This is a genomic window from Ancylobacter sonchi (genome assembly GCF_018390695.1).
In the GTDB taxonomy this organism is placed as follows: domain Bacteria; phylum Pseudomonadota; class Alphaproteobacteria; order Rhizobiales; family Xanthobacteraceae; genus Ancylobacter; species Ancylobacter sonchi.
Genome location: NZ_JAHBGF010000036.1, coordinates 647821 through 673861 on the forward strand (window position 1 = coordinate 647821; position 26041 = coordinate 673861).

The following is a 26041-nucleotide window of genomic DNA, read 5'->3' on the forward strand; positions in this document are numbered from 1 at the left end:
GAGTGGCCATGGCCGAAGCGATCAGACCGAAGGTGCGCCTGGATCAGCCTTCGGGCGGCAGGGAGCCGGACCAGCTCGACTCGCGCGAGTTCGAACTCGTTCGCCAGGCCATGGCAGAAGCGTTGGACACCGGCGAGGATTGCGAAATCGAGCAAATGGTCCGGCTGCGCACCGTGCTGCCGGTCCGGCGGCGCGTTCAGGTTCGGCTGGAGCGCGATCCCGACAACCGGGTCGTCGCGGTCAACATCGCCGTCGAACGCGACGGTGAAACCGCGGCTGCCTGGACACTCGCCGCGACGCACGACACCGACGAGGGCATCGCGTCAACGATGGTAAGGGCCATCAATGCCTTCACTGCCGTCGTGCTGCATGCCGAGGCGGTAAAGCGGCAGGCCGACCGAAACCAGCCCGAGGAAGTCTCGAACTCCGCGGAGTTGATCCTCGCCAATGTGCGGCGAGCTTGGCAGCATGTCAGCGGTCTTTGCCGAGAGCGTGAGGCAACCGTTTCGTAGGGCAGATCGCCTCAGCGAAGCACCGCTACTGACCGACACGCATCTGGCACCCGAGGTCAGGGGAACCCTGCCCAGCGCCTTGCGAAGACACAAGCCCGTCTGCTCGCGCAGGATAAGGGAATACGCTCGCATCCGCACGCGGCAATGTGTTTGACGTCGAAGCGGCTCGAAGCCGGCGTCTTCGCCACGGCGCAGAAGAGCAATCAAAAGGACTTATGGGCCAAAAGAAGCGCTGCAGCCAAGCAGGTGTCCACAATCTCATACGTCAAGAGATTGGCGCGCCGACCAAGGCGAAACAGCGAACAGCTATGTCGTTGAAATCTCTACAATCTCGGCATCACGTAGGGCCCGGTATTGAATGCCGCCGAACTGTTTATCCATCTCACCCGGCATCTGACCCGCATTCCTTCGGGGCGCACCAGCGTGAACGTCCAGTCGACATAGAAACAGGCGGAACGTTCCTGCGAGCGCTCGACGCGGGCGATGAACGTATCGTCGACGAAAGAACGTGCCCACCCCGAAGCAACACGAACCAACCAACTGAAATCCGGAGACGGTAAACTTTTAAGGCCTCCTCAACATGCCGATGAACCCACAGCCAAGCGCAGGAGTCACATCGATATTCTCGGGAAATCTCGTTCCCCTTCCCCTTCCCCTTCAAGGCACCACTCGATCAATAAATGTTTTCGCCACGAGCATAAAATAAAAAACGCAAATTAAAACATAAATTATCTATTTTATTTGAAATATATTTCCACAATACGCGAATTAAAAAACAACACAAGAAGACAATCCACTATCACACCGCCCCACCATTCGGAATAGTCTCGATCCATCTTTCGGCAAAACCTAACCCCTCCTGAAGGAGCGCCTCTGCCCTCTCGGGATTTTCCGCCTCTACATAGACGCGCAATTCCGGAGCATTGCCAGAGGCGCGGTAATGTACATTCGTGCCGTCGTTGAGCGTAAGCCGGAGACCATCACATCCATCTCGTGCGACGATCCCCCCTCGCGCAGCGAAGGCGACCCGGCTGGCCTGCGATGCCCCGTCGCCCAGTGCAGCGATAAAAATTGCACTCCGCTCTTGGGCCACATTCGGCAGCCGGCTCGATAGGGCGGCCTGAAAGCCCTGTCTTGCAACGAGCGCAGCAAGTGCCTCTCCCGATCGCGCTATCGTCGCAAGGACGGCCAATATCGGAAGCATCGCGTCACGCGTCGGCAGTGCCGCCAGCCGTCGCTCATGTTGCTCAACTGCCGAACCAAGCAGGGTGCCACCATTGGCTTCGAAGCCGACGACGATCTGCGCGCCCCCGGCCCGAGCGTCTGCCATGCCCGCAATGACAAAGGGAGAGCCCACCCTGGTGCGAACGACGCTTTCAAAAAGGCCACATCGCTCCAGTACCGAGTTTGACGTGACCGGCGTGACGATGGCATCGGCCTTAAGGAAAGCCGCCGTCAAGGTCCCCACCAGATCACCACGAAGGAAACGCCCTTCGCCGTCGGCAATCAGGGGGCGGTCGGCGTCGCCATCCGCCGACACCAGAGCATCAAAGCGCCGTTCGGCCGCCCATCCGCGAACCAGCTCCTCGTCTTCAGGCCGCAGCGCCTCGGTATCCACCGGGATGAAATGTTCAGCGCGCCCTAGCCGCACGACTTCGGCGCCCAATCCCGCAAGCAGGTCAGCAATCACATCACGCCCAACCGTTGAATGCTGATAGACACCGACTGTGAGCCCCTCCAGTACCCCAGCAGCGAAAAATCCCTCATAGCGCGCGCGGTAGTCCGCGAGCGCATCGATGCGACGAACCCTCGTAGAAACCACGGGCATCGCGGAAAGGGAAAGCCGGGTATGCCAATTGAGAATGCGCTCTTCCGATGCCTTGTCGATCTCGCCGGATGGGCGATAGAATTTCAATCCGTTTCGGTCTTCTGGAATATGACTGCCGGTGACCATGACGGCGGCAGCCCTTCTCGTCATCGCGGCCATGGCGAGAGCCGGCGTCGGCACCGCCCCGCAATCGATCGGATAAAGGCCCGCATCGGCGACGGCGCACGCACATTGGTCGGCGATCTCGGGGCTTGATGCGCGCAGATCTCGCCCGATCAAAACCTCACGCCCACCCCCTTCGGCTCCGTCCTCCGCAATCATCGCGCAAAAGGCGCGCGTGAAGCTGTAGGCCGGCAGGCCGACCAGATCCACCACGAGACCTCGTAAACCGGATGTTCCAAATTTCAGACTGCTCGACATCAGACCCGCCGATACGCATCCTGGAGACGCACGATATCGTCCTCTCCGAGATAGGATCCCACCTGCACCTCAATGATCTCCAATGGGATCTTTCCGGGATTGGACATGCGGTGCACACATCCAATGGGCAAATAGATACTTTCATTCTCGTGGATGAGAACGATCTCGTCGTTTCGGGTGACCTCGGCGGTTCCGCGCACCACGACCCAATGCTCGGCGCGGTGATGATGCTTCTGTAACGACAGCACTCCGCCAGGTTTCACCGTAATTCGCTTGACCTGATGACGGACGCCGCGATCGATGGAAAGGTACTGGCCCCACGGCCTATGAACCTCCTGATGGGTGGTCGCCTCCGTATCCCCCTTCGCCGAAATCAGGCTAACCATTTCCTTGACCTGCCCGGCCCTGGACTTTGCGGTTACAAGGACAGCATCGCGCGTCGCAATGACGGCGACATCATCCAACCCGATCACAGCAACGACAGATTCGCCGGCCGCAACAAAATTGCGACCACCATCCAAGACATATCCGCGCCCCGTGATGGCATTACCGTTTTCATCTTTTGGCGACATTTCCCACACTGCAGGCCACCCCCCCACATCCGACCATCGGAAGGCGCCGACAACGACGGCCGCCTTGTGGGTGCGCTCCATCACCGAATAGTCGATGGAGATCTTCTTGGCCTTTTCGAAACTCTGGGGATCCAGCAGCAGACAACCAAGATCGGAAGTGGCCTGTGCCAGCGCCGTCGCGGCAACGTCCCAAACCGTCGGCTCGAACGTCCGAAATTCGGAACGCATAGTGGCTGCGTCAAAGATGAAATTTCCGGAGTTCCACAAATAATTATCTTCTACATATTGCGCAGCGCGTTCAGCATTGGGCTTCTCGACAAACTTCTCTACTCGATAAGCTTCAGCGCCCACTTCTTCACCGGCTCGAATATACCCGAATCCCGTCTCGGGGCGCGTTGGCGAAATGCCAATCGTGACAATCCGCCCCTCCGCCGCGACGGCTGCGCCATGCCGACATGCCGCTAGGAACGCGCCTCCATCCTGCACGACATGGTCCGCAGCGAAGACACCGACAACACGGGGGCCGATATGCGACAGCACAAACTGGGTAGCAACTGCAACGGCGGCAGACGAATCCCGACGGCAAGGTTCGAGGATGATCTGCGCCTTGACGCCGATCGCGGCGAGTTGTTCAGCTACGATGAATCGATATTCGACATTGGTAATCACAATTGCTTCAGAAAAAATATCTGGATCCGAAATCAACTCCATCGCGCTCTGAAAGGTCGACTTTATCCCCAACAGGGGAACAAATTGCTTGGGCATCGTATCGCGCGACACCGGCCACAATCGCGTGCCGGCGCCGCCACACATGACAACGGGAACTATTTTATCGGACCGACCGAAATGGTCGCCGTCGACATGAGAACTCTCAACGAAAATTGACTGATTAATGGAGTTCATATTCTTCTCCAAATTTCATTATTCGCCTGGAAAATACCATATAACATCGCGAGATATTTGGAACTAAGATGAAAATTTATTATTTAAATGCATCATTGTAAATACTTATATTATTTCGCCTCAATATCTTAAACATGCGCATCGACATAAATTGAATCACAATAGCGCCAGAAACAGCGCCGGCCGCGCTTGCCAGGAACTCGCGGAAATGCGGCGCTCTCCCTGGTGAAAAGGTTTGTAGAAATTCAAGCAAACCAGCCAGAGTGACAAACCCCACAGCCATCAAAAATCCTTGGCGCCATCCAACGCGGAACGCGGCGCCTATCAGTAATACTGCTCCGAAATAGGCCGCAAAATGTTCTCCTTCCTTTGCTATCCCGATACGCCACATAGCTTGGGCCGGCAACAACGATAAAACGGAAATTCCAAATATTAAAACGAAACACAAAGCATATTTGAGAATTTTAGACATTTATCGGCACACTCCAAAACGAAAACTTACCCAACTTCTCTCGATATCCGTGAAACTTAATGGAGAGCCGCGTCACTTCCCAAGTCGCAATGAGAGGCAATAAAGGCAAAATTTATTACGCGACTGTCGCGAACCTATCAATTTTACCCAACTCGCTACCCATAAGGTTCAACCAGCCCTCTTATGGATACCTCTCCGCATTGGAGATTCGTTTGAATTTTCCCGATTTCATTCACTTATATTCGTCAAAAAACCGCCCACCGCGCTTCGCGGGGCGATGACGCGATTGCGGGTAGCATTAAATGTTCATTTCATCCTCCACTTCATTCAAGAAGAACCAATCCACCGGCGGCGTCTGGCCAGCCGATCCATCGTCGCGTGACTATTTCAGTTTGAGAGACATCACGTCGTTCATCAGAAGGTATTGGATAAGCATTACATTACCAATGGTAATTACATTTGGCTCCTGCGTTATTTATCTGAAGATTGCCACTCCGATATTCGCAGCTCGCGCGCAGATCATCATTGACCCGCGCGTGCAGGAGCAATGGAACGGACAGACGGGAAACGCCGTCCTCGCCCTCGATACCGCACAAGTCGAAAGCCAAATAGCCGTATTGCGATCGGAACGCATCGCGAAGAGCGTCATCGCCGATCTCCACTTGGCAGATGCGCAAGACTTTCAACCGCAGCCATCCCTCATCCGCCGCCTTCTCGCACCGATCTGGTCGCCCCCCGAGGTCGAGATGTCATCAGCGGCAAGATCCCGATTCATCATGGAAGCCTTCGCCGGTAATCTCGACGTCCGCCGCTCCGGTATGTCCTATGCTATTGATATCACTTTCAGTTCCCCCAGCCCAGATCGTGCTGCGCAAGTGGCCAACGCCACGGCAGAGGCCTACATCCGCTATCAGCTCGCCGCTCGCTCGGAGACGGCACGCGTGGGCGGCGACTGGCTCGAAGCTCGCACGCTCGAGTTGCGTAACCAGATGAGCGCTGCCACGAGAGCCGTCCAAGAGTTCAAGGCCCGCAGGGATTATCGGATCGCGCGCACTGGCGACGGCCGACCTAACGGGACTTCGGATGTAGCAGGCGAGACCGAGCCCGCCGCCAAAGCACCCGCCAATACACTAGAAGAACTAGAGACGACGGCTCAAATCTATCAGCGCGTCTACGAAAGCTTTCTTCAAGGGTTCACCGAGGCGGTGCAACGCCAGTCATTCCCCGTCGCCGACGCCCATGTGTTGACATCAGCGACAGCCCCTTTCTCAAAGACGCAGCCACGCGGGGCAATGACCCTGATGCTGGGATTGCTCGTAAGTGGCCTCGCTGGGGGAGGCATCGCGCTACTCCGACACCAACTCGACCATACTATCCGCTCCGCGCGCCAAGTTCGCACGGAACTTGGCATCGAGTGTCTCGGCGCTCTGCCCGTCATAAAATTTCGGAAGAAACTTCACCTCCGCAAAGGGCACTCATCGCAGGTGGCGCCACAACCATCTTCGCAAGAAACAGTGCGGTATCACCGTCAATCAAACCCCAGGCACCTCGCCACGACGCCCGCCCTATTCGCGCCCCCGGCACGCAACGCCATGGTTGCGATCAGAGAGCGCATAGAAATCTGCATGCGCCCAGCCGAACGATTTAGCTTTGGCATCACATCCCATTGCGCAGGAAAAAGAAAATCAGTTCTGGCAAAAAATATGTCTGGCATATTTTCACTTAATGGCCGCCGTATCTTACTTGTTGATGCCAATCAGCAGAACCCCATGGCGAATGATATTCTAGAAACACCCCCTCGCCTGGGCCTTATTGAGGCCGCGCTCGGCTTCACCTCTCTCGAACAAATTATCGTGACACAGCACGACTCATCGGTCGATATCATAAATATAGGAGACACAACAGCGCTTCCTGCCATTTTCCGCCAAGACGATACAGCCAAATTAAGAGTCACAATCGGAAATATATTAAAAAACTACGATGTCGTAATATTTGATTTGCCACCAATTACTCAATACCATGGAAATATTTCCTCATATTTACTATTGGATGGCATAATTATAGATGTAGAATTCGAAACAACGACAAAGAAAGATCTTGAAGATAGCATATATTGGCTAAAATCTCTAAATTATAATATTCTTGGCGCAATAATAACCAATACAGATGAATAATAAATAGATTAATAAAATACAACGATATTCATATCAAATTATTATCTACTATTCAGGCCAATATATTGTTGAAATTTCGGCTGATGGAATTGCGACCGGCCCACCGATACGATAGCGGCCGTTATCAAGGGCTCATGGTGGATGAAGAATCAAAAAAAAACGACCCAGGAGCTCCTCTGGTAACGATCCAGTCCGGTGGCGGTCAGGAAAAGATTATGGCCATGTTTTACAGCCCTCCTTCGCAAAATGTGGGGAGCTTGCCCGACCGCTCCCGAGGCGGATGCTCGTGCCTCCCTCGCGAAGAGATGGCAGCGGGATCCAAGCGGCTGGAGTGAGGTCGCGCTCATCTCGACCTCGCCGAAGAAAGCAGCTGGTTGGCCACGCGCGGGTCAACGCTCCCGTGTCATCGGCGGCGAAGGGGTGACAGCGCCATCGCGCGACCGGATCGGTGACAGCTGTCAATGCCGCGCGAAATCTCCCCCAAAAGCGCCGAAGTAAAATTCTCCAGTTCGGTCACCCAGGGCACCGTGGAGAGGTCGGGAATTCTCGGTGGCCCGCCACGCGACCTGGGAACCGGTGCGATGCCGGGCCGCGCGATGTTGACCTTTGAGCCAACATGCTCAGGCATGAGTTCGGCGTGCTGGCGCAGGCAATAGCTAGATCCTCGATCTGAACAACGGCAGCATGGTGCAGTAGGCGATCGAGCAACGCGGTAGCGACGACCGGGTCCCCCAAGACGTTGCCCCGCTGAACGAAACCACGGCTAAAGGCCGGGATCATGGCGCCACGCTCGTAGCGGGTGTTGACGAGCTGGAGGGGCGGATGGCCCCGCCGACGATGACCAGTAGCCGATCTCGTCGACAAGCAGGAGACTGGGCCGGCAGCAGAGGCTGATCCGTTCCTGCAGGCGCCCTTCGCGCTCGGCACGAGCGGCAGCGTGAGTTCCTCGGACGGGAGGATGTCGATCGCCCCGAGGGCGGAGAGTTCGCCCTGTTCGAGGCCGCAGACCAAATGGTCGAGCGCCTCAAGGGCTGCGCGGCGTTCTGTGACCGACGAAATCGTGCCGAATGCGGTCGACGGTGGATGCCGTACCTGCACCCGAACGGCGCATTCATGACCGTCCTTCCTAGGCGAGGGTCCGGCCGACGGCGTCATAAAAGGCGAGCGAGCGCTGAGCGACCTTGTCGCCGCGACTATGCAGCAGGATCGTGCCCGGCGCTGTCGGTCGCGACCGCGCGTGCTCGGCGTGGCGACGATGACATGCCTCGATACGCCGCCGGCTCCGTCCTTCGAGCACCGGATGAACGGCGATGAGATGGCCGCCCTCAAAGATCTGGATCTCGTTAGCGAGGGAGTGGATCTTCACCACGCGTCGCCGGATGGCGTCGGGCACACTGGAGGCCTTGCCATCGACGCTGACCATGCTCTCCCGGGAGATAGGACGCGCCAAGCGTAGCACGGCACAGAACGGCGCCATCGGCAGAGCGCGCAGATACGGCCTGTCTACCTTGCCCTTCGTCTTCGCGCGATACGGCCGGCAGGCCGTCGGATGAAATCCGAAGTGGCGAGCGAGGTCGATGAGGCTGCGATTGTAGACGATACCCTCGGCGCGCCCCTCGCCGGTGACGACAGCCGTCATCCGATCGTAGAGAATCTTGCGTGGCACGCCGCCAATCGCATCAAAAGCGACGCAATGGCAACGCAGCATCGTCGGCAGGTCTTGGTGCAGGACGAACCGTGCCAGATCAGCCGGCTATAGCCGAGCACCATGGAGAACAGCCAGACGATCGATGGCGTCGTCGGCTCGTGAGCGAAGACAAGTGAAACCGGGCGAAATGGACCTAGGCCTGCTCGCCGGGCTTCGTCTCGAACCGAACTTCGTACCCGGGACGTCGGTGCCGTCCGAACCTCCCGCAGGAAGTTCGTGACGGCGGTATGGCCACCTTAGTAACCGCGATCCTTCAGCCCCCGGAACCGGCGCTGCATGGTCAGACCGGGATAGGCAGCCACGCACTCGCTCAGATGTACGGCGAATGGCTCGATCACGCTCTGGCGTGGTATGCAAGGCCCATGGGTCGGCGCCTCGATGCCGCGCTCAATGTATTTGCGGACACTCTTGCGATCGACGCCGGTCTACCACGCGATCACCACACCGACAGGCCTTGCCGGTGCAAATCCAGGATCATCATTAATTCCCGAGTTTGATCACCGATGCCTCCTCTCGCCCATGGGAGGAGGGTCAACGACAGCGCGCAACCGGTCTTCCTGCGTGCGCCCCGGAAGACCGGTTCAACGCCTCAACTGGGGAAGATTCAAACGGCACTTCTGGGGAGAATTGAGCCGGCAGCGACAACAGCCGGCAAGATGGACGGACATCGCAAGCCGTGCTGGAGCCCCACCGCGCCTTCCCGTCGAACAAATGACCCAGGCGCCCAACCTTGACGCTGCACGAGATGCAGGATGAGCCGGCAGCGCGCGGCATCGTCCTCTCGCACCCTGCCGCGGGCTGCTCCTCCGGCACAACGGGCTACGCTTCAACAAGTGCCATACGCGCCTGAGCCGGCGTGGAACAGCGTCGCTCGGCGCCACCAGCGCCGGTGCGCGTGGCAAAGCCGTCTCGATCCGATCCGCCTGGTGTTTATCGATGAGGCCTGGACCAAGACTGACGTGCCCCTCTGCGCGGCTGGCAGCCAGGGCCAGCGCCTGCGCGGCTTCGTCCTGAAAGGGCCAATGGCGCTCCTTGCGCCTTCGACGGCCCAGTCAACGCCCAAGGCCTCCACACCTATCCGCGCAGAACCTAGCCCAGAGTGCGGCATTGCTGATGGCGAGAATGATGAGCCATCACACTCCGGGATTAAACAACGACCACGGAGAAGCCGGCATTTCATTCATCCGATGCCCGCCCGACGGGCTCGGCTCATTCTCGGAGAGACACGGCACCCAAGCCACCCTCTCTGATCTCCGTTTCGATCGCCCACCGGGAAAAGGTGCCGAGACCCGCACCACCACCCATGAGGCCACGACAAAAATCTCCGACCAAAAATCTCTAAAATTTTAAATAATTACCAAAATTAATCATCAGGGAACATCTGACTTGCAAGTAGAGCAACTTCAGTTCTATTTTTTGCTTTTAATTTCTTCATTATATTCCTTACATGTACTTTAACAGTACTTTCGCACATATTCAATTGATAGGCTATAACCTTATTCGGGGCCCCCTTACGCAAGGCCCTGGCAACCATTAATTGTCGCTGCGAGGTAAATATCTGACCATCGCCCGACTGAGAAGACTCAACTGCCGACGGCGTTCCAGCCATGATCATCAAACTATTTGCAGGAACAAACGTGCCGCCAAATCTGAGCAGATGTAATATTTGTGCAATAACTTCAATTGAAATGCTGGTCGGAATATAACCCTGAGCACCGCTTTGCATCGCGCTCAACACATGCTTAGGCGCCTCCCGATCCGAAAGGATCGCAAATCTCACCGAAGGCTTATGCAGATTTAATTCCGCGAGCTCTTTCTTTATGTCTAGAACATCTCCAATATCATCTGATTTATCAGGAACAGATATTATTATCAGAGAAGTCGACGAAGCATCCTCTGAAATCCTCCAATCCGAAATACTCCCATATACTTTAAATTCCGTCGTCCTATCTACAGAATAAAGAGCAAGAGACAGGCATTGACCAAGGAGTTTTCTTGATTCGATCAGAGCGACGACATTTTTTTCTCGACAGGCAGGCGCCCCTTCCCCATCGAACGACACCCCATCATCTATATCGCACCCAACCAAAGGCCTCGGGTGCACTTCTAAATATCTGGACACTTTCGCTAGCGAAGCATCGAAGCTTCCCTTTTCCATGATTCACTTCCCTGACTGCGCATAAATCTATTCCATGCGTACCATCACACCCATTAGACTCCATGCCCCAACAAGCGGCGCACTCAACCCGCAACAATCAAAACCCGCAACCCACCACAACCCTTCATAGGATATATAGCAACCCTCGGATGCGCATCTTATCCGAAATTAGATCTAGATTGCAAACAAACGAACTAAGCCGTGACGGCAAATCTCCCGCGCCCCTCAAGTGCCACCTCATAGCACCTCCCAACAATCACCGCAGTGCACGCCCCGCCGACAAGTTAGGAACAAAGAACCAGGACAAAAAAATACCTCCTCCAACATATGGAAAAGACACGGAAAATCGCGATTTAATTTCATTTCGATCAGATGCCTTGGATGTTGTTAATATGTAAAAATACCTATATATAGAACATCCAAATAAATGGATATAATTATTTATATTTATTTTGATTTTTATTCATGCACGCATTATATACCGAACAGCGTTGTTATGGTTATAAAAATTACATCGTGTACTTATCCGCGCATACCAATTTTTGATATAGAACAATCCGAATTGATAAATTCAATTCGACATTTATGATTATTCCCTAGCGTTAGATTGCGGGTGGAGAAACGGAGCCTGCCGTAACCACCGCTCCGCACGATCGGTGTGCTTGGCTTTCCATGCTAATGAGGAAGCGACATGAACAGTCAGATCACCGTCTGGATCTTCGAACTGGATCGTACAGCGGGAGATCTTACGGCATTCAACTCTTGGCTTTCCGGCGACGAAGCCCAGAGATGCGCGCGCCTGTTACGCACGCAGGATCGTGACCGATTTACCACCGCACATGGCATAATGCGCCACATTCTCGGCAAGATGACCGGCGAGCGTCCGGAAACGTTGGCCTTCGTTCGGAACGCGCATGGCAAACCCTCGCTTGAGCGGCACGAGAGCCTGGAGTTCAACCTGAGTCACTCCGATGGCCTCGGCGTTCTAGCAGTAGCGAATGGCTTTCCCGTGGGTATCGATGTTGAAAAGATCGCGCCGGTGGAGTTCGCCTTGGCGGAGGTGGCCCTCTCCCCCTCCGAGTGCGCTGAACTTGCCAGTTGCGGACAGCACGAGTCGCCAACGCATTTTTATCGGTGTTGGACGCGTAAGGAGGCTGTGATCAAGGTGCTCGGCCTGGGATTGGCCCAACCACCTGACATATATGACATCACTCCAGAGTTTAGTCGCGAGCCTCGCCTCTTACGGCTGGCCGGCAGGTCCGAAACTTCGGCGATCTGGGAGCTTTTCCATTTCATTCCTGCGGCCGGCTACATGGGAGCCCTCGCAGCTTACGGACGTGGCCACTCACTGGTCCTGAACCGCTGGACGCCGTCGGCGGTATAGCCCTCTTCGAGGCACCCCGCCGGGATCTTCCCGCGTAAATAATGGTCAAAGAACACCGCCAGACAGGCTTCAATTACCGCCTTAGTCCGGACGGGATCCGCGCGCAGCCAGGTCCGCCAGAAGCTTAATCCCAACGCGAAGTCGGATAGATTTTCGTGAACCGCTCCCACCAGACGGATTCCGAGACTTCCAGGACGTTGAACGAGCCGGAACTCCTCCGTTAGATCTCGATGGGTAAGGCGAGCCTCGTAGCGGAGTGCCGGAGTAGCGTGATCCAACTCAACATCGCTTGGAAATGGAAAATCGCTCAGCATGAGGAGATAGGGGGCGCTCACCGCCCCATGGGCGGCTCGCCCGAAAAGCCAGCCATCAAGGTTGGCGACGGCAACGATGCGGGAATCCAGCACGCTCGCCTCGGCCGCGGTCGAACCGCCCAATGACCACCCAAATGCCCCGACACGATCAAGCACCACCGTATCGAGCCACGATGGCCCGTCCGGACGCCGCCGGAGCTTTGCTAGCCGATCGAGAACCTCGATGAGCCGTAGCGCCTGCTGGTGAACTTTCTCGTCCCCACTATCCAGGGTGACGTTATAGGCGGTCTCGGATGTGAAATCGAAAAGCAGCGGCTTCACGCCGGCCGCGGCCAGCTCTGGCGCCCGCTCAATGTCGTCAAGCGCGACGACCACATAGCCGAGCCCAGCGAGTGCGGCCGCCGTCGTCGCATTGTCCGTCCGCAGCTTTCCTGAGCCCGGGGTATAGAGCAGCAATGCTACTTTACCCTCTCCGCTATCGGAAGAATGGCCGTGCACAGCCAGAGGACGCCATATGTCTATGGTGATCCGATCAGCAACACTACCCCCTGCTCCATCCGGAAGAAGCAGCGTTTGATGGACGATGCCGCGCTCCGGCGCCGCCATGCTCCGGCGCAGCTGAGAGGTGAGAGACGACGCCATAGTTGCGATCCGGCCGCCGACTGATCTACTCATCTCCTCATCCACCATAGGCCACGCTGCAGCCATGGTGACGAACAACGCCAGCGCGGCGCCCGACCATCTCCAATGTGAGGCTCGTATCTGGCCTCGTACCGGATCTCGTGGATGGCCCGGCACGGGATTGTCACTCGGCCGCCTGCCGCGAAGGCGACAGTAGCGTCATCGAGATCTCCCTGAGCCGAGGCCGCACATACCGGGCAATGACCTGCGCCCCCTCTCCCTGGAACATTTCCGCGTGCCAACCAGGAATGGAATGGAAGTCCGGATGCCTCGGGAGCACCGTGTTCCAACCCATGTCGTCGCCAAGGCCGCCGCTGATCATTTCTTCGCTGCGCAGCAGCACCATGCGGCCACCGAAAGCTTCCGGCCTATAAGTGTCCCTGGCGCGCTCGAGGACGGGAAGGAACCAGCGATTTCCCCAATCCTCCTGATTGAACAAACGATCTTCGATCAATCCCAACCGCACCGCTGCTTTTAGAATTCCAGTCCGGCGAATCTTAGGATAGCTGGCGAGCACATCCGCCAGTTCCGCCTGCCCGGCGGACCATTGGGCGTAATGATGCTTCAGCACATGCCATCGATAGGCGCGCTGGAAGGTAGCGCGCTGGCGGGCCGGCAACTCGTTGAGATAGCCCGGCCGCCAAGTGTCGGCTAGGATCACGAGAGGAACAACCTCTCCCTCCGCTTCGAGTTGACGGGCTGCTTCATAGGCGATCGCACCCGCAACGCAGAGCCCGAATAACACATAGGGTCCTGTCGGACGAGCCGCGCGGATCACCCTTACATAGTCGCGCGCCACGTCGACCAAGGATCTCTCTTCCAACTCTTGGGGCGTATTTGGGTCGAACAGCTGAATGCCGATGAAGGGATGATCGGTGCCAATCGCGCGCGCAACATTGTAGTAGGCCAATGTGTTGTTGATGGCGATGATCGGAACCTCACTCCCGTGAGGTTGGATCGACACGATGTTCCACGGCTTGAGTCCTCCGTCGACGGACGGCGCTACGGCTTTTGGCGTGACGGTGGTGCTCAGGCGGCGCGCCATCTGGCCGAGGGTTGGCGCATCGAACAGAACAAGCGGGTCGATACGCTGCCCAAACCGCTCGCGCACCCGCGCGAGCATCCGGACAGCAAGCAATGAATGACCTCCGAGCGCAAAGAAATCGGCTTCGGACGAGAGTGGACCACTCTGCAGCAACTCCTCCCATATCTCCGCCAAGGCGGCCTCGATCACGGGATCGGCAGCTGGAGAGGAAGGCCCCCCCTCGACAGCCTGCATCTTGGAGACCACGAGTGCCGGTGTGCTGCGTTCCGGCGGGACCAGCGCGTCCAGCGAGAAATCGGGCTCCGCAATGGCCCGCTCGAAGGCGGTACGCCAGAGCGCCACGAAAGCCCGGGCCGTGTCCTCGCGGAAAATGTCGGGATTGTACTCCATGGCCATTCGCCAGCCATCTCGCCACTTCACCACGAAGAAATTCAGATCGTAAAGCGATCCTGCCGACAGCGACGGCACGCCCTGCAATCGGAACCGGCCGTATTGCCGATACTGAAGAACCTCCTTCAGCATGGTGAAATTGACGGAGATCAGTGGCGTACGGGCTGGATCGCGTGGTGGATTGAGGAGTTCGACCAGCCGATGAAATGGCATCGCCTGATGCATTAAGGCCTCGCGGACGGTCTCATTGGTCCGCGCCAGCAGATCCGAGAAGCTGCGGGCATGGCGTGTATCGACCCGCAGCACCAGATTGTTGATGAAGACGCCGATCAGCGGTTCGAGGTCGGTCTCATCACGCCCGGCGATCTGAGTGCCGAGGACGATGTCGGTATGGCCGGTTAGCCTCTTGAGCAGCGCGACGGTCACCGCACATCCCAGCGCAAACGGCGTGACACCGAGTTGTCGGGCCACTTCCTCCATCCGGTCGCTGGCTTCCCGCGAAAGCATCTCCGCGAGGATGACGCCGTGATGCGTCGCGCGGGCCGGCTTCTCGAAATCGCCTGGGACCTCCAGATAGGGCGCTCGCACGAGCTGTTCGTGCCAATAGAGCTCATGCTTCGCCGCTTCGACCGCGAGATACTCCTTCTGCCATCGGGCATAGTCGCCATACTGCAGAGGCAGTTCCGGGAGCGGATGCGCCCGTCCCGCATCATAAGCTGCCGCGATCTCGCCGAACTCACTAGCAATTACCCGGATGGACCAGCCGTCGAATACGATCTGATGCACGGTCAGCAGGAGGCTTGCCCGCTCATCGGCCAGTCGCAGCAAGGTAATGCGGATCAACGGAAGGTCGTGAATGTCGAAAGGCTTCTGGGCCTCGCCCTCGGCTAATCTGCGGGCCTCGCCCTCCCTCCGCTCTTCCGGCAGATGCCGTAGATCGATGACGGACAGCTTCAGGCGCAATTCCGGTGCCACCTCCTGGATAGGCTCGCCGTCTATCTCGACGAAACGGGTTCTCAGGACCTCGTGACGCTCGACGATCGTATTGAATGCTCTTTCGACCGTCTCGTCGGTAACAATTCCGGTCAACTCCCAGCGAAGAGCCACGTTCAGCGCCGCGCTTCCAGGGTCCAGCGAGTCGATGAACCAACAGCGTTGCTGCGACGAGGAACATGGAAAGCGGAGCGGCTCCGACCCGCTCTCCATAATCATTGCAACCTGCTCCATGATACTCGTCTCCACGATGCCGCTCAGACGATCTCGGGTGCCGCATGCGCGGCGGTACGACGGAAGCTGCTCAACTTCGGAGGGGCAGCCGATACCGGGCCGCGGTGCGCGAGATCTTCGGCGACCTGCGCGAGCTCCGCGATGGTGGGATGCAGCATGAGATGCCGAGCTTCCAGACCGAGGCCGCGCCCCAGCATGCGGGCGGCGATGCGGAACACCTGGATGGAGTCCGCACCCAAAGTGAAGACATTGTCCTCTACACCGATGTCCTGCATTTGCAGCACCTCAGCCCAGATCTCGGCCAACATCTGCTCGGTCGCGTTACGGGGCCGCAGTACGAAACGCTCTTTCGCCGGCCCACCCACATCTGGCTTCGGCAGCGCCTTGCGGTCGAGCTTGCCATTTGGCGTGAGCGGCAGGGCATCGAGCCGCATCCAGGAGGCGGGCCGCATATAGTCCGGCAGCAGCTGGCTTACCTGCGACTGCAGGTCGGTGGACTGCAGGGTCTCGCCGGGCTGCTCGACATAGTAGCCGACCAGCCGCGCGCTCACGCCTTCTCCGACAAGGGCGACCGCCGCTGCCGCGACGCCCTGGCAGCAGCGAGCCGCACTCTCGATATCCTCGAGCTCGATGCGGAAGCCCCTCAGCTTGATCTGCAGGTCGCGCCGACCGAGATGCTGGATGCGCCCATCCGGGAGCCTGCGGGCCAAATCGCCGGTGTGATAGAAGGTCGCCGGTACACCACCCGCCGAGTGCTCCGAACGGAAAGCCCCGGCGGTCAGTTCGGACTGGCCGAAATATCCCTTCGCCAGCCCTTTGCCGCCGATTATCAGTTCACCCGCGACACCGATCGGCGCGATACGGCCACTGACATCGACGACATGCAACTGCGTGTTGAGCAGAGGTTCGCCGATGGTGATAGGCCCCTCGCCCGGCGCCACTTTACCGGCGCTGGACCAGATCGTGGTTTCGGTGGGCCCGTAGACGTTCCACAATGCGCCGGCACCACCCCCCAGCTGTTCGGCGAGGTCGCGCGGCAGCGGCTCGCCACCGCAGAGCATGGTCAGACCGTCATAGGGACGGAAACCCGCCTCCAGCAACATGCGCCAGAGCGATGGCGTCGCCTGGATGTGGGAAGGCCGCTCAATATCGATCAGTTCCTTCAAGCCAAAGCCGCCCCGCACCTGTTCCCGGTCGGCGATCAGTACAGTTCCCCCCGCAATCAAGGGCAGGAACAGTTCGAGAATAGCGATGTCGAAAGATACGGTGGTCACTGCCAGCAGCGTCTGCCCAGCGGAAAAGCCGGGACGCTGGACAAAGGACCACAGCACGTTGGCCAGCGCTTCGTGACTGACCTCCACCCCCTTGGGTGTTCCGGTCGAGCCGGAGGTGAAAATCACGTAGGCGCTGTCCTGCGGCCAGATCACCGGGAACAGGCCGACCTCCGCCTCTTCGACCGGGACAGCGACCGACAGGTCGATCAGCGGCAAACCGGAGACCAACTCGGCCGCCCGTGCATCATCGCTGAGTAGTGCATCGAGTTCGGCCTTGTCGGCGACGAGCCGGAGCCGTGCTTCCGGGTGCTCTGGATCGAGTGGCACAAACGCATGGCCAGCCTTCATGATGGCGAGCAGGCCGGCAATGAGATCGGGCGAGCGCTTCACCAGCAAACCAATTCGACCGCCGGCCTGCGGCACGAGCCGTTGCAGCCGCTCCGCCAGGACGTCGGAGGCGCGATCGAGCTCCGCATAGGACAAAGCACGCTCGTGCCAGCGCACCGCGGTGATGTCGGGTGTGCGTGCCACCTGCGCCCGGAACAGATCAGGCAGCGGGCGCAGATCGATATCGTCCCGCCGAGTGGCATTTAGCGTTGCGGTGAGCCAATGCAGGCTGGCCGGGTCGAGGATCGGCAGCTCGCTTACCGGCCGCGCAGCATCCTCCGCCAGCGAGCGCAACATCTGCTCGAAATGCGACAGCCAACGGGCGATGGTCGCCTCATCGAACAGATCGGTATTGTAGTCACAATCGAGACGCAGACCTTCCGGCCCCTCGATGACGTTCAGGAAGATGTCGAAATTGGTGAAGGCCTTGGCATTGGGAACAACGCGGGCGGCCAGCCCTCCGAAGTCCAGTGCGTCTCCTAACCGCTCCAGGTTGAACTGCACCTGGGTCAATGGAAGCCGTGAGGGGTTCCGCGGCAGGCGCAATTCTCGCACCAGCGTGCCGAAGGTGAAGTCTTGGTGCTCGTTCAGCTCCAACATCTCCTTCTGCACCGACTTCAAGAGGTCGCCTGCGACCGTCTTGCCATCGACCGCCGTGCGCAGCGGGAGAAAGTTCACACAGTGCCCCACGAGTGAGCCACCTTCCACCAGGCTCTGGCCTGCGGTGGGGATGGCAACCACCTGATCCGCCTCCCCGGTCAGACGCCACATGACGATCTGAAAAGCGCTGGCAAGGGTGGTGAACAATGTTGCTCCCTGCCGAGCGCCGGCCTTCTTCACCGCGCGGTAGAGATCCGCATCAATGGCCGTACGATGCGTGCTGCCTTTGAAGCTCTTCATTGCGGCGCGCGGGCGGTCGGACGGCAGCTCCGCGTCCGGCGGCAACGTGTCGAACCGGCGAAGCCAGTATGCTTCGTTGTCCTCGCGGCGGCGGCTGGGCTTGGCCTGCCGCGCGGCATAGTGCCGGAACGCCATCGGTGCTGGCAGGTCGATCACACCTGGACGACCGTCATGTGTGTAGTGGCGGGCGAGTTCGTCGAGAATGATGTTCATCGACCAGCCATCGCAGACGATGTGATGCGCGGTCAGCACCAGAACATGCGTCTCCGGTGCGAGCGTAAGCACCCTGCCCCGCAGCAATGGACCGGCGACAAGATCGAACGGCGTCGCAGCATCGTCGGCGAGGACGGAAGCCAGCTCGGCCTCCGGGTTAGCAGCCGTGCTCACATCAATCCGCTGGAGTTGCACTGTCAGTACGTCGTCGACGATGAAATGCTCGCCGCTCGCCTCGAAACGCCCCCGCAGGGCGTCATGGCGCGCCATGACTGCCTGCAAGGCGCGCTCGAGGCGGTCGGCGTCGAGCACGCCGTCGAAGCGCAGGCTCACCGATTCATTGAAGGCGCAGGACGCGGCATCGCCGGCCTGCGCGGCGAGCCAGATCTCGCGCTGCGGCTCGGTCGGCGTGATCTGGTCGGGCATCGGCTCGGGCGCCGGTGCGGCAGGAGCGACCGGCGCGGTGGCAGCCGGACGAACCGCATCGTCCGGCCTACCCTTGCCGGCGAGAATGCCAACTGATTGCAGCGCATCAAGGCTGGTCGAGAAGATGCGCTCGATTTCCTCGATCTCTGCTTGGCCGTGAGTGGTGGTGAGGAACTTCGGGAAACCGTCCTGGATGTGCAGGCCGATCGAGCGGGCATAGGGGAAGAAGAGCGCGCCGAACCGGTCCTCCTCATGGAAGTTCAGATAGAACCAACTGCTGTAGGTTTCCGCCCGCGTCGCGATCCCGCGCCGCTCGAGATCGGCGTTGATGCGCCCCGCCAGCGCCGCGGTTCGCTGTGTAAGCCCTTCCTGCAGGGCCGGCCCAGCCTCGCGTAGATGCAACAGCACCGCTCGAGCCGCAGCCAACGCCAGGGGATGGCGCACGAAGGTGCCGGCGAAGAACGTCGGGGCCGTCTCGGGAACAGACTCGTCGCCATAGCGCCATTGGCCTCCGTCGAGCGCGTCCATGAACCGCGCCGATCCCGCCAGCACACCGATAGGCAGGCCGCCGCCGATCACTTTGCCATAGGTCACCATGTCGGCGCGGATGCCGAGCACCGCCTGCATGCCGCCGGGATGGGTACGAAAGCCGGTCACCACCTCGTCGAGCACGAAGGCCGCACCCGATTTTTCGGTGATCTCGCGCAACTCGCGCAGGAAGTCGACCGGCACCAGCCCGGGATGCCGGCTCTGCACCGGCTCCGTGATCACTGCCGCTATCTGGTCGGCATTCGCCCTGATCCAGGACACGCTATCAGGTGAAGCATAGGGCAGCACCACCATATTGCCGACCGAGCCGGTCGGGATGCCCGGTGCGACGGGCAGCGCGCGCGGCGGGGCAGTGAGGCTGCCGCCCTTGATGAGGACCTCGTCGAATTGCCCGTGATAGCCGCCGCTGAAGAGCACGACCCGGTTGCGTCTGGTGACGGTGCGCGCGACGCGCATCGCGGCCATCACGGCCTCCGAACCGGTGTTGCAGAAGGTCACGCGCTCGTTGTTGGTGAGCTCACGCACGAGGTCGGCCACCTCGCCGGCAAGCGGTGATTGCGGCCCAATGGCGAAGCCATCCGCCATCTGCCTGGCGACCGCCTCCAGCACGAAATCCGGGGCATGACCAAAAGCCGTCTGCCCATAGCCGTTGACGAGGTCGACATAGCCGTTGCCGTCGACATCCCAGATACGCGGGCCCTTCGAACGGGCGCAGACGATGGGGAAAACCGTCTCCTTCCATTCGGCCCGAAAGCCGGCCGCCGCTCGCGGATCCGCGAGCCCCTCGCGATGCTGTTGGGTATAGGCCTTGGAGCCTGCAGCACGCTTGCTGAAGCGATCCGAAAGTTCCGCAATGAAGTCCTTCTGCTTGGCGGTAAGTGCCGCCGGTGCCGGCTTCGCCGCGCGATACACCTGGAAGCGCATGGGCTGCTCCTCCAAAGTCTCCGGCGCCGTGGATGCCGGCGCGAGAGCGGCAGGCACCGGCTCCACGAGAGCAGTAGGAGCAGCGATTGCGGCCGCGGAAGCGGTCGCAGCTCCCGCGACGCTCATGGGAGCCCCTTGCAGCGCGGTGATCTGCTGGTTGATGACCTGCTGCATGGCATCGAGTTGCTGGCGGAAAAGATCGGTCATGCCGCCCACTCCCGCCGCCACACCAACACCCGGCGCCTGAGGCGCCGGCGACGCCATCGTGGCCGGCGGGGAGGCGGCCACGATGGGCGACGGTTGCGGTGCGGCGGCGGGTACCGCCATCGCCTTTGCTGGCGCACATGCCGGGGGCGCAGCCGGCATGCTGGACGCAAGATGACGCGCCAGATCAGCGACGGTCGGAATATCGGCAAGCAGCTGCCGGAACGTTATCGGTACCTTGAAGGTTTGCTGCACCCGAGTTGCCACCTGGGCGAGAAACAGCGAATCGAAGCCCAACTCCAGGAAGGAGGCATGGCGCTCCGAAGCAGGGATCTTTTCCCCGGACAGATCCTCAAGAACGGCGACAAGCTCGCTCTCCACCTCGGTTGCTCGGCTCATAGCGGAACGGAGCGGCTCGGCTGCATCGGCCATGGGGAGGTTTCCATTGTGAGGATCATCGACATGTTGGGATGACACGGCATCGCTCTGGTGCGATCCGTGTGGCGTCGGCTGCGTCGTGGAGGCGGCAGACATGGGAGGATCGACCCAGTACCTTTCGCGCTGGAAACGATAGGTCGGCAGGGAGACCCGGCGGCAATCCGGCCCCGTCACAGCCTCCCAGTTCGGCTCCACGCCACGGCTCCACAGAATTGCGACGACGTCGCGAAGCGAGACCGCCTCTTCACCGGCGGCACCGAAGGTGGTGAGCAGGGCGCCATAGCGCTCCTTATCGAGCGTCTGACGCGCGAAAGTCGTCAGCGTACGCCCGGGACCGATTTCGATCAGGACAGGTCGGTCGAGCTCGGCGACCGTCTCCAACGCGCGGGCGAACATCACCGGCGCACGGCACTGGCGCCCCCAATATTCGGCGGCGACCGGACGGTCTGTGTCGACCCATGTACCCGTGACGCAGGAAACGTAGGGGATCTCGGGAGTGCGAGCCGACATGGCGCTGAACCGTCGCACCAGCGCCTCCATCACTGGCTCCATCATCGGCGAATGGAAGGCGTGGGTCGTCCTCAGCCGCTGGAAGGCGATACCGCGTCCCTCCAGCGTCGCTTGCAATGCATCCATTGCCTCGGAGCGACCGGAGGCTACGCTCTGCCGCGGCCCATTCGCAGCCGCGATCGATGCGCCCACGGGAAGCAGCGGCTCGAGCTCCTCAACTGGCAGTCGGACCGACAGCATGGCGCCGGGCGGCTGAGCGTAGGTGAGGCGTCCGCGTTCCGCGATGGCGCGCGCTGCATCCTCGAACTCATAGACGCCGGCAAGCACAGCACTCACCAGTTCGCCGAGGCTATGGCCGACCATCGCGTCGGGCTTGATGCCCCAACTCATCAGCAGCCGTGCGGTCGCATACTGGATGAGGAACAGCGCTGGCTGGGTGTTGATCGTGGCATTGAGCGGGTTCGGATCGCCCGGTTCAACTTCCGCGAACAGCAGGTCGCGGATATCGGTACCGGTGATCTCCTGTACGCAGGCGGCTCCGCGATCGACCAACTCACGGAACAGCGGCTCGGTCTCATACAGGCCCCGTCCCATGTTCCAGGCCTGCGAGCCTTGCCCCGGAAACATGAAGACGATCGGCCGCTTCTCGGCAGCCGTGCCAATGGTGGCGTCGCCACGCAGCTTCTTGACCAGTTCGTCGCGAGAGCTGGCCACGACGGCCCAGCGACGCCCGAAGGCGCGGCGCCCCGCCTGCAGGGTGTAGGCGACATCATCGAGCCGCAATGCCGGCATGCGCTCGATGTGATCGGCCAGCGCCGCCCCCGCCTGTGTCACCGCCAGATCACTACGCGCCGAGAGCGGAAAGACGAAGGTTTTGCCCTCGATGGCGTCAGAACGGGCTCGAAGCCGTGGCGCCTCTTCCATCACAATATGCACATTGGTGCCGCCCACACCGAAGGCGCTGGTGCCGGTGCGGCGCGGCGTCTTTCCCGCTGGCCAGCTCCTCGGCTCCCGATCGACGACAAACGGGCTGGAGCCCAGATCGATTTCGGGATTGGGCCGCTCGAAATGCAGCAAGGGTGGAATTTCCTCCTTCCGCAGCACCAATGCTGTCTTAATCAGTCCCGTAACGCCGGCGGCGGCATCGAGATGGCCGACATTCGCCTTGGCCGAGCCAAGGGCGCAGTAACCGCGGCGATCCGTGGTGGCGCGGAACGCCTTTGTGAGGCCCGAAAATTCGATCGGGTCGCCGAGGGGTGTGGCTGTGCCATGCGCCTCCACATAGCCGACGCTGTCGGCGGTGATCCCCGCCTGCTGATGCGCCGAGACGATGGCCCGAGCCTGCCATTCCGGGCTCGGCGACGTGAAGCCGACCTTGTCGGCTCCATCATTGTTCATGCCGCAGCCGCGTATGACGGCATAGACCTGGTCGCCGTCGGCCAGCGCGTCCTCCAGCCGCCGCAGCACCACAAGCGCGGCACCGCTGCCGAACACCGTGCCGCCAGCGGCTGCGTCGAATGGGCGGCATCGTCCATCCGGCGAGACCATCCCTCCGGCCTGATGCACGTAACCTCGCTGCTGCGGGAGCGAGATCGAGACACCTCCCGCCAGTGCCATATCGCACTGGTAGGTCTGCAGACTTTGCACAGCCTGCGCCACGGCCAGCAGCGACGTCGAACAGGCACTGGCGACGGTCATCGCGGGACCATGCAGCCCCAGCTTGTAGGCAATGCGTGTGGCGAGGAAATCGTGGCCCGCACCGACCAGCAATGGGTACTGCCCGACCTGAAACTCGTCGGTGAAGGTTTCGATCACCCGCCGGTCGGCGCAGACATTGCGCAGGAAGTAAGTGTTGAGCGAGCAGCCAGCGAACACCCCGATTGCACCGGTGAAGGATGCCGGATCGTGGCCTGCATCCTCGAGTCCCTCCCAGGCGCACTCCAGCAGCACGCGATGCTGGGGATCGGTCAGCGCTGTTTCTCGCGCGTGCATGCCGAAGAACGGCGCATCGAACTTGTCTATGTCCGAAAGGATCGGCCGGGCTGCCACATAGTTCGGATCCCGATGTATTTCGTCGCCGAAGGTATCGTCGATCTGCCCCGGCCCGAAATGGGTAATGCAGTCGACGCCCCGGCGCAGATTTTCCCAGAATGCCTCGACCGAACCCGCGCCGGGGAAGCGCCCGGCGACACCAACGATTGCGATGGCGCCAAGATCAAGGAGTTCGCGCAGGGCGTCATCATTTGTGGCAGCGAAAGCATGCGAGTTCATGACGCCCTCCCCAGCCGGCCTTCCCGGATGCGTCTGAGCGCGGCCTGCCGGGAGCCCGCGCGTGCGGCCGCCTCGACCTCGAGCCGAACACCCGACACAGCGCCTGTCTCCAACCGGGCGGCAAGGCTGGCGACCGTTGGGTGGTCGAACAATTCGACGAGGGGCAACGGCGCCCGACCGAGGCTGGGCAGACGAGCGTGCACGTTCATCAATCTCAGCGAGGTGCCGCCGAGCTCAAAGAAGCTGACGTCGCGCGGCACATGACGCAGCTCCAGGACCTCGCCCCAGATCCGAGCTACCGCCTCCTCCAGGCCGACCCTTGGCGTAGGGCCAGATGCGGCCTCGTCTGGTATGGCCATGAGTTGCGTCCGGTCGATCTTGCCATTCGCCGTCAAAGGCAGCGTTTCGACCACTCGGAAGCCTGACGGCACCATGTAGGCTGGAAGAACGCGGCGCATCCGCTCGCCAATCGTGCGGATGAGAGTATCGCGCGACGCCTGCGGCGCCTGCTTTATGAAAGCGATGAGCCGCTTAGCTCCAGCATCGCCGCAGGCCACCACGGCCACGTCGGCGACATCGGGTTCGTTACGCAGCGCGGTTTCGATCTCCTCGATCTCGATCCGCTTGCCATCTATCTTCACCTGCTGATCGGCACGCCCGAAAAACTCATGCACTCCATCCGGCCGCCGGCGCACCACATCGCCCGTCAAATAGAGACGCTCACCAACCGATGGGACGAAGCGGAACTTCTCCGCCGTCATCTCCGGTGCGTTCAGATAGCCTAGGGCAAGCCCTTCTCCGCCAACGCAAAGCTGTCCCTTCTCGCCTTCGGGCAGCAGACGCAGTTCGTCATCGAGGACATAGGCCGTGCTGTGGCCGATCGGCCGGCCTATTGGCAGTGGCGCAACCTCATCCCTCCCGATCAGATGGCAACAGGAGAAGGTCGTGTTCTCGGTCGGACCATAGCCGTTGATGAAGCGACAGCCCGCCAGCACCTGTTGTGCCCGCCGCACATGAGTGGGGGACACGACATCGCCGCCCGTCAGTATCTGACGAAGCGGCCGCAACCCTTCCAGCCTCTGATCGACGAGGAGGTGGAACAACCCCGCCGTGAACCAGGCGGTGGTCACGCCATGGGCAGAGATAGCCGCCACAATATCGTCCAGAGAGGGCTGAGCGCCCGGCACGACGGCAAGCCGGCCACCGTTTAGCAACGCCCCCCAAATCTCGAAGGTGCTGGCATCAAAGGCGAGCGGTGCCAGATGGAGCATCACCTCGTCCGGCGCGAAACGCGCATAATTCTGCTCGCAGACTAACCGCACGATAGCGCGATGCGGCACCACCACACCTTTTGGGCGTCCGGTGGAACCCGACGTGTACATCACGTAGGCCGGATCTCCGGCATCGGCGCGCTCCCACAACGGCTCGGCCGAGAACGGCTCGGCCGCGGCGAGAATCACCGACTGATCAACAAAGCTATCGCCGGCCGCGGCCGCCACGTCATGCGCCAGCGACGCACGTCCGATGACCAGAACCGGAGCCGCGTCGCGGAGCATTCCGGCGAGGCGCGCGACAGGATATGCCGGATCGAGTGGAACAAATGCGGCGCCCACCTTCAATATAGCAAGCATAGCCACAATCGTGTCGGCGGATCGCTCCGCCAGAAGCGCGATGCGATCGCCGGCTTGGACACCGCGAGCTTCCAGATAACGCCCCAGCCGGTTGGATCGGCGTTCGAGATCCTCGTAACTGTAGATAGCACCTGCCTCGCTAATCGCGATGGCGGAAGGCGACACGGAAGCCTGTCGCGTAAAGGCACCATGAACCGTGAATTCGCGATCGAAAACGGACATTGGAAACCTATGAGAGCAATGAATATTTCAGGTGACCAGGTCGCACCCGCTCGGGTACCTGGCAGCGACGAACCAGCACCAAGTCTTCCTGGTAAGTCGTGAAGTGACACCGTCGAAAACGACGATCTCGCTACCTCTTTTGAGGCCAGCCCCGCCACCAAAAGATATTCTACCGTACTCCAAGACCGTCAGGACCGCGCGTGCGCCGACAACGATACCCGTAAAGATAAATTTATATAAAAATTACACCATTCACCAGAACACATATCAGCAACAATTACCAAATCCGCATTGCAAGAATCGA

12 protein-coding genes and 1 pseudogene are annotated in these 26041 nt (G+C 60.0%); 3 read left to right on the plus strand and 10 right to left on the minus strand.

Annotated features, from left to right (window positions below):
• The first annotated feature begins 8 nt into the window (after window positions 1-8).
• Window positions 9-512, plus strand: a complete 504-nt coding sequence (locus KHC28_RS23840) for a hypothetical protein (protein ID WP_214010835.1) — start codon at window positions 9-11, stop codon at window positions 510-512.
• A gap of 799 nt (window positions 513-1311) precedes the next feature.
• Here KHC28_RS23840 and KHC28_RS23845 read toward each other — a convergent pair.
• The 3 genes from KHC28_RS23845 to KHC28_RS23855 all read right to left on the minus strand — a co-directional run bounded on the left by KHC28_RS23845 (window position 1312) and on the right by KHC28_RS23855 (window position 4707).
• Window positions 1312-2763, minus strand: a complete 1452-nt coding sequence (locus KHC28_RS23845; RefSeq protein ID WP_214010913.1) for a phosphohexomutase domain-containing protein — start codon at window positions 2761-2763, stop codon at window positions 1312-1314.
• Entirely contained in the window at window positions 2760-4235 is a 1476-nt protein-coding gene (locus KHC28_RS23850; protein WP_214010836.1) for a mannose-1-phosphate guanylyltransferase/mannose-6-phosphate isomerase, read from the minus strand. Before KHC28_RS23850 ends, KHC28_RS23845 begins: the two co-directional genes overlap by 4 nt.
• Before the next feature lie 79 nt (window positions 4236-4314).
• Window positions 4315-4707, minus strand: coding sequence for a VanZ family protein (locus KHC28_RS23855; protein WP_214010837.1), 393 nt, complete (start codon window positions 4705-4707; stop codon window positions 4315-4317).
• Window positions 4708-5009: 302 nt separating this feature from the next.
• Here KHC28_RS23855 and KHC28_RS23860 point away from each other — a divergent pair, with 302 nt between their 5' ends.
• Window positions 5010-6881 (plus strand): GumC family protein, encoded by a 1872-nt coding sequence (locus KHC28_RS23860; RefSeq protein WP_214010838.1) that lies wholly within the window; start codon window positions 5010-5012, stop codon window positions 6879-6881.
• A 513-nt stretch (window positions 6882-7394) separates the two neighbouring features.
• Here the strand turns inward: KHC28_RS23860 and KHC28_RS27915 are convergent.
• The 3 genes and pseudogenes from KHC28_RS27915 to KHC28_RS23875 form a co-directional block, all read right to left on the minus strand.
• Window positions 7395-8036, minus strand: a complete 642-nt coding sequence (locus KHC28_RS27915; RefSeq protein WP_312893319.1) for an ATP-binding protein — start codon at window positions 8034-8036, stop codon at window positions 7395-7397.
• Window positions 8008-9070: pseudogene (gene istA / locus KHC28_RS23870) on the minus strand (IS21 family transposase). Before istA ends, KHC28_RS27915 begins: the two are co-directional and overlap by 29 nt.
• Before the next feature lie 882 nt (window positions 9071-9952).
• Window positions 9953-10747: a response regulator transcription factor gene (locus tag KHC28_RS23875; protein WP_214010839.1), complete on the minus strand. Its 795-nt coding sequence runs from the start codon at window positions 10745-10747 to the stop codon at window positions 9953-9955.
• Window positions 10748-11438: 691 nt separating this feature from the next.
• Between KHC28_RS23875 and KHC28_RS23880 the strand changes: the two genes are divergently transcribed.
• Window positions 11439-12131: a 4'-phosphopantetheinyl transferase family protein gene (locus KHC28_RS23880; RefSeq protein WP_214010840.1), complete on the plus strand. Its 693-nt coding sequence runs from the start codon at window positions 11439-11441 to the stop codon at window positions 12129-12131.
• On the opposite strand, the gene KHC28_RS23885 is transcribed toward KHC28_RS23880, so the two are convergent.
• The 4 genes from KHC28_RS23885 to KHC28_RS23900 form a co-directional block, all read right to left on the minus strand.
• A complete protein-coding gene (locus KHC28_RS23885; RefSeq protein WP_214010841.1) occupies window positions 12077-13120 on the minus strand; it encodes an alpha/beta hydrolase in 1044 nt (347 codons plus the stop codon). The genes KHC28_RS23880 and KHC28_RS23885 overlap by 55 nt on opposite strands.
• A 130-nt stretch (window positions 13121-13250) precedes the next feature.
• On the minus strand, window positions 13251-15788 hold the full coding sequence (locus KHC28_RS23890) for a condensation domain-containing protein (protein ID WP_214010842.1): 2538 nt from the start codon (window positions 15786-15788) through the stop codon (window positions 13251-13253).
• A 23-nt stretch (window positions 15789-15811) separates the two neighbouring features.
• Window positions 15812-23884, minus strand: a complete 8073-nt coding sequence (locus tag KHC28_RS23895) for a non-ribosomal peptide synthetase/type I polyketide synthase (protein WP_214010843.1) — start codon at window positions 23882-23884, stop codon at window positions 15812-15814.
• The gene (locus tag KHC28_RS23900; RefSeq protein WP_214010844.1) at window positions 23881-25737 is read right to left on the minus strand and encodes an amino acid adenylation domain-containing protein; all 1857 of its coding nucleotides are present in this window, start codon (window positions 25735-25737) and stop codon (window positions 23881-23883) included. Before KHC28_RS23900 ends, KHC28_RS23895 begins: the two co-directional genes overlap by 4 nt.
• Window positions 25738-26041 lie beyond the last annotated feature (304 nt).

Coding starts and splice junctions, on each gene's coding strand:
- KHC28_RS23840 (WP_214010835.1), top strand. CDS start 9: ATGGCCGAAGCGATCAGACCGAAGGTGCGCCTGGATCAGCCTTCGGGC.
- KHC28_RS23850 (WP_214010836.1), bottom strand. CDS start 4,235: ATGAACTCCATTAATCAGTCAATTTTCGTTGAGAGTTCTCATGTCGAC.
- KHC28_RS23855 (WP_214010837.1), bottom strand. CDS start 4,707: ATGTCTAAAATTCTCAAATATGCTTTGTGTTTCGTTTTAATATTTGGA.
- KHC28_RS23860 (WP_214010838.1), top strand. CDS start 5,010: ATGTTCATTTCATCCTCCACTTCATTCAAGAAGAACCAATCCACCGGC.
- KHC28_RS27915 (WP_312893319.1), bottom strand. CDS start 8,036: ATGACGCCGTCGGCCGGACCCTCGCCTAGGAAGGACGGTCATGAATGC.
- KHC28_RS23875 (WP_214010839.1), bottom strand. CDS start 10,747: ATGGAAAAGGGAAGCTTCGATGCTTCGCTAGCGAAAGTGTCCAGATAT.
- KHC28_RS23880 (WP_214010840.1), top strand. CDS start 11,439: ATGAACAGTCAGATCACCGTCTGGATCTTCGAACTGGATCGTACAGCG.
- KHC28_RS23885 (WP_214010841.1), bottom strand. CDS start 13,120: ATGAGTAGATCAGTCGGCGGCCGGATCGCAACTATGGCGTCGTCTCTC.
- KHC28_RS23890 (WP_214010842.1), bottom strand. CDS start 15,788: ATGGAGCAGGTTGCAATGATTATGGAGAGCGGGTCGGAGCCGCTCCGC.
- KHC28_RS23895 (WP_214010843.1), bottom strand. CDS start 23,884: ATGAACTCGCATGCTTTCGCTGCCACAAATGATGACGCCCTGCGCGAA.
- KHC28_RS23900 (WP_214010844.1), bottom strand. CDS start 25,737: ATGTCCGTTTTCGATCGCGAATTCACGGTTCATGGTGCCTTTACGCGA.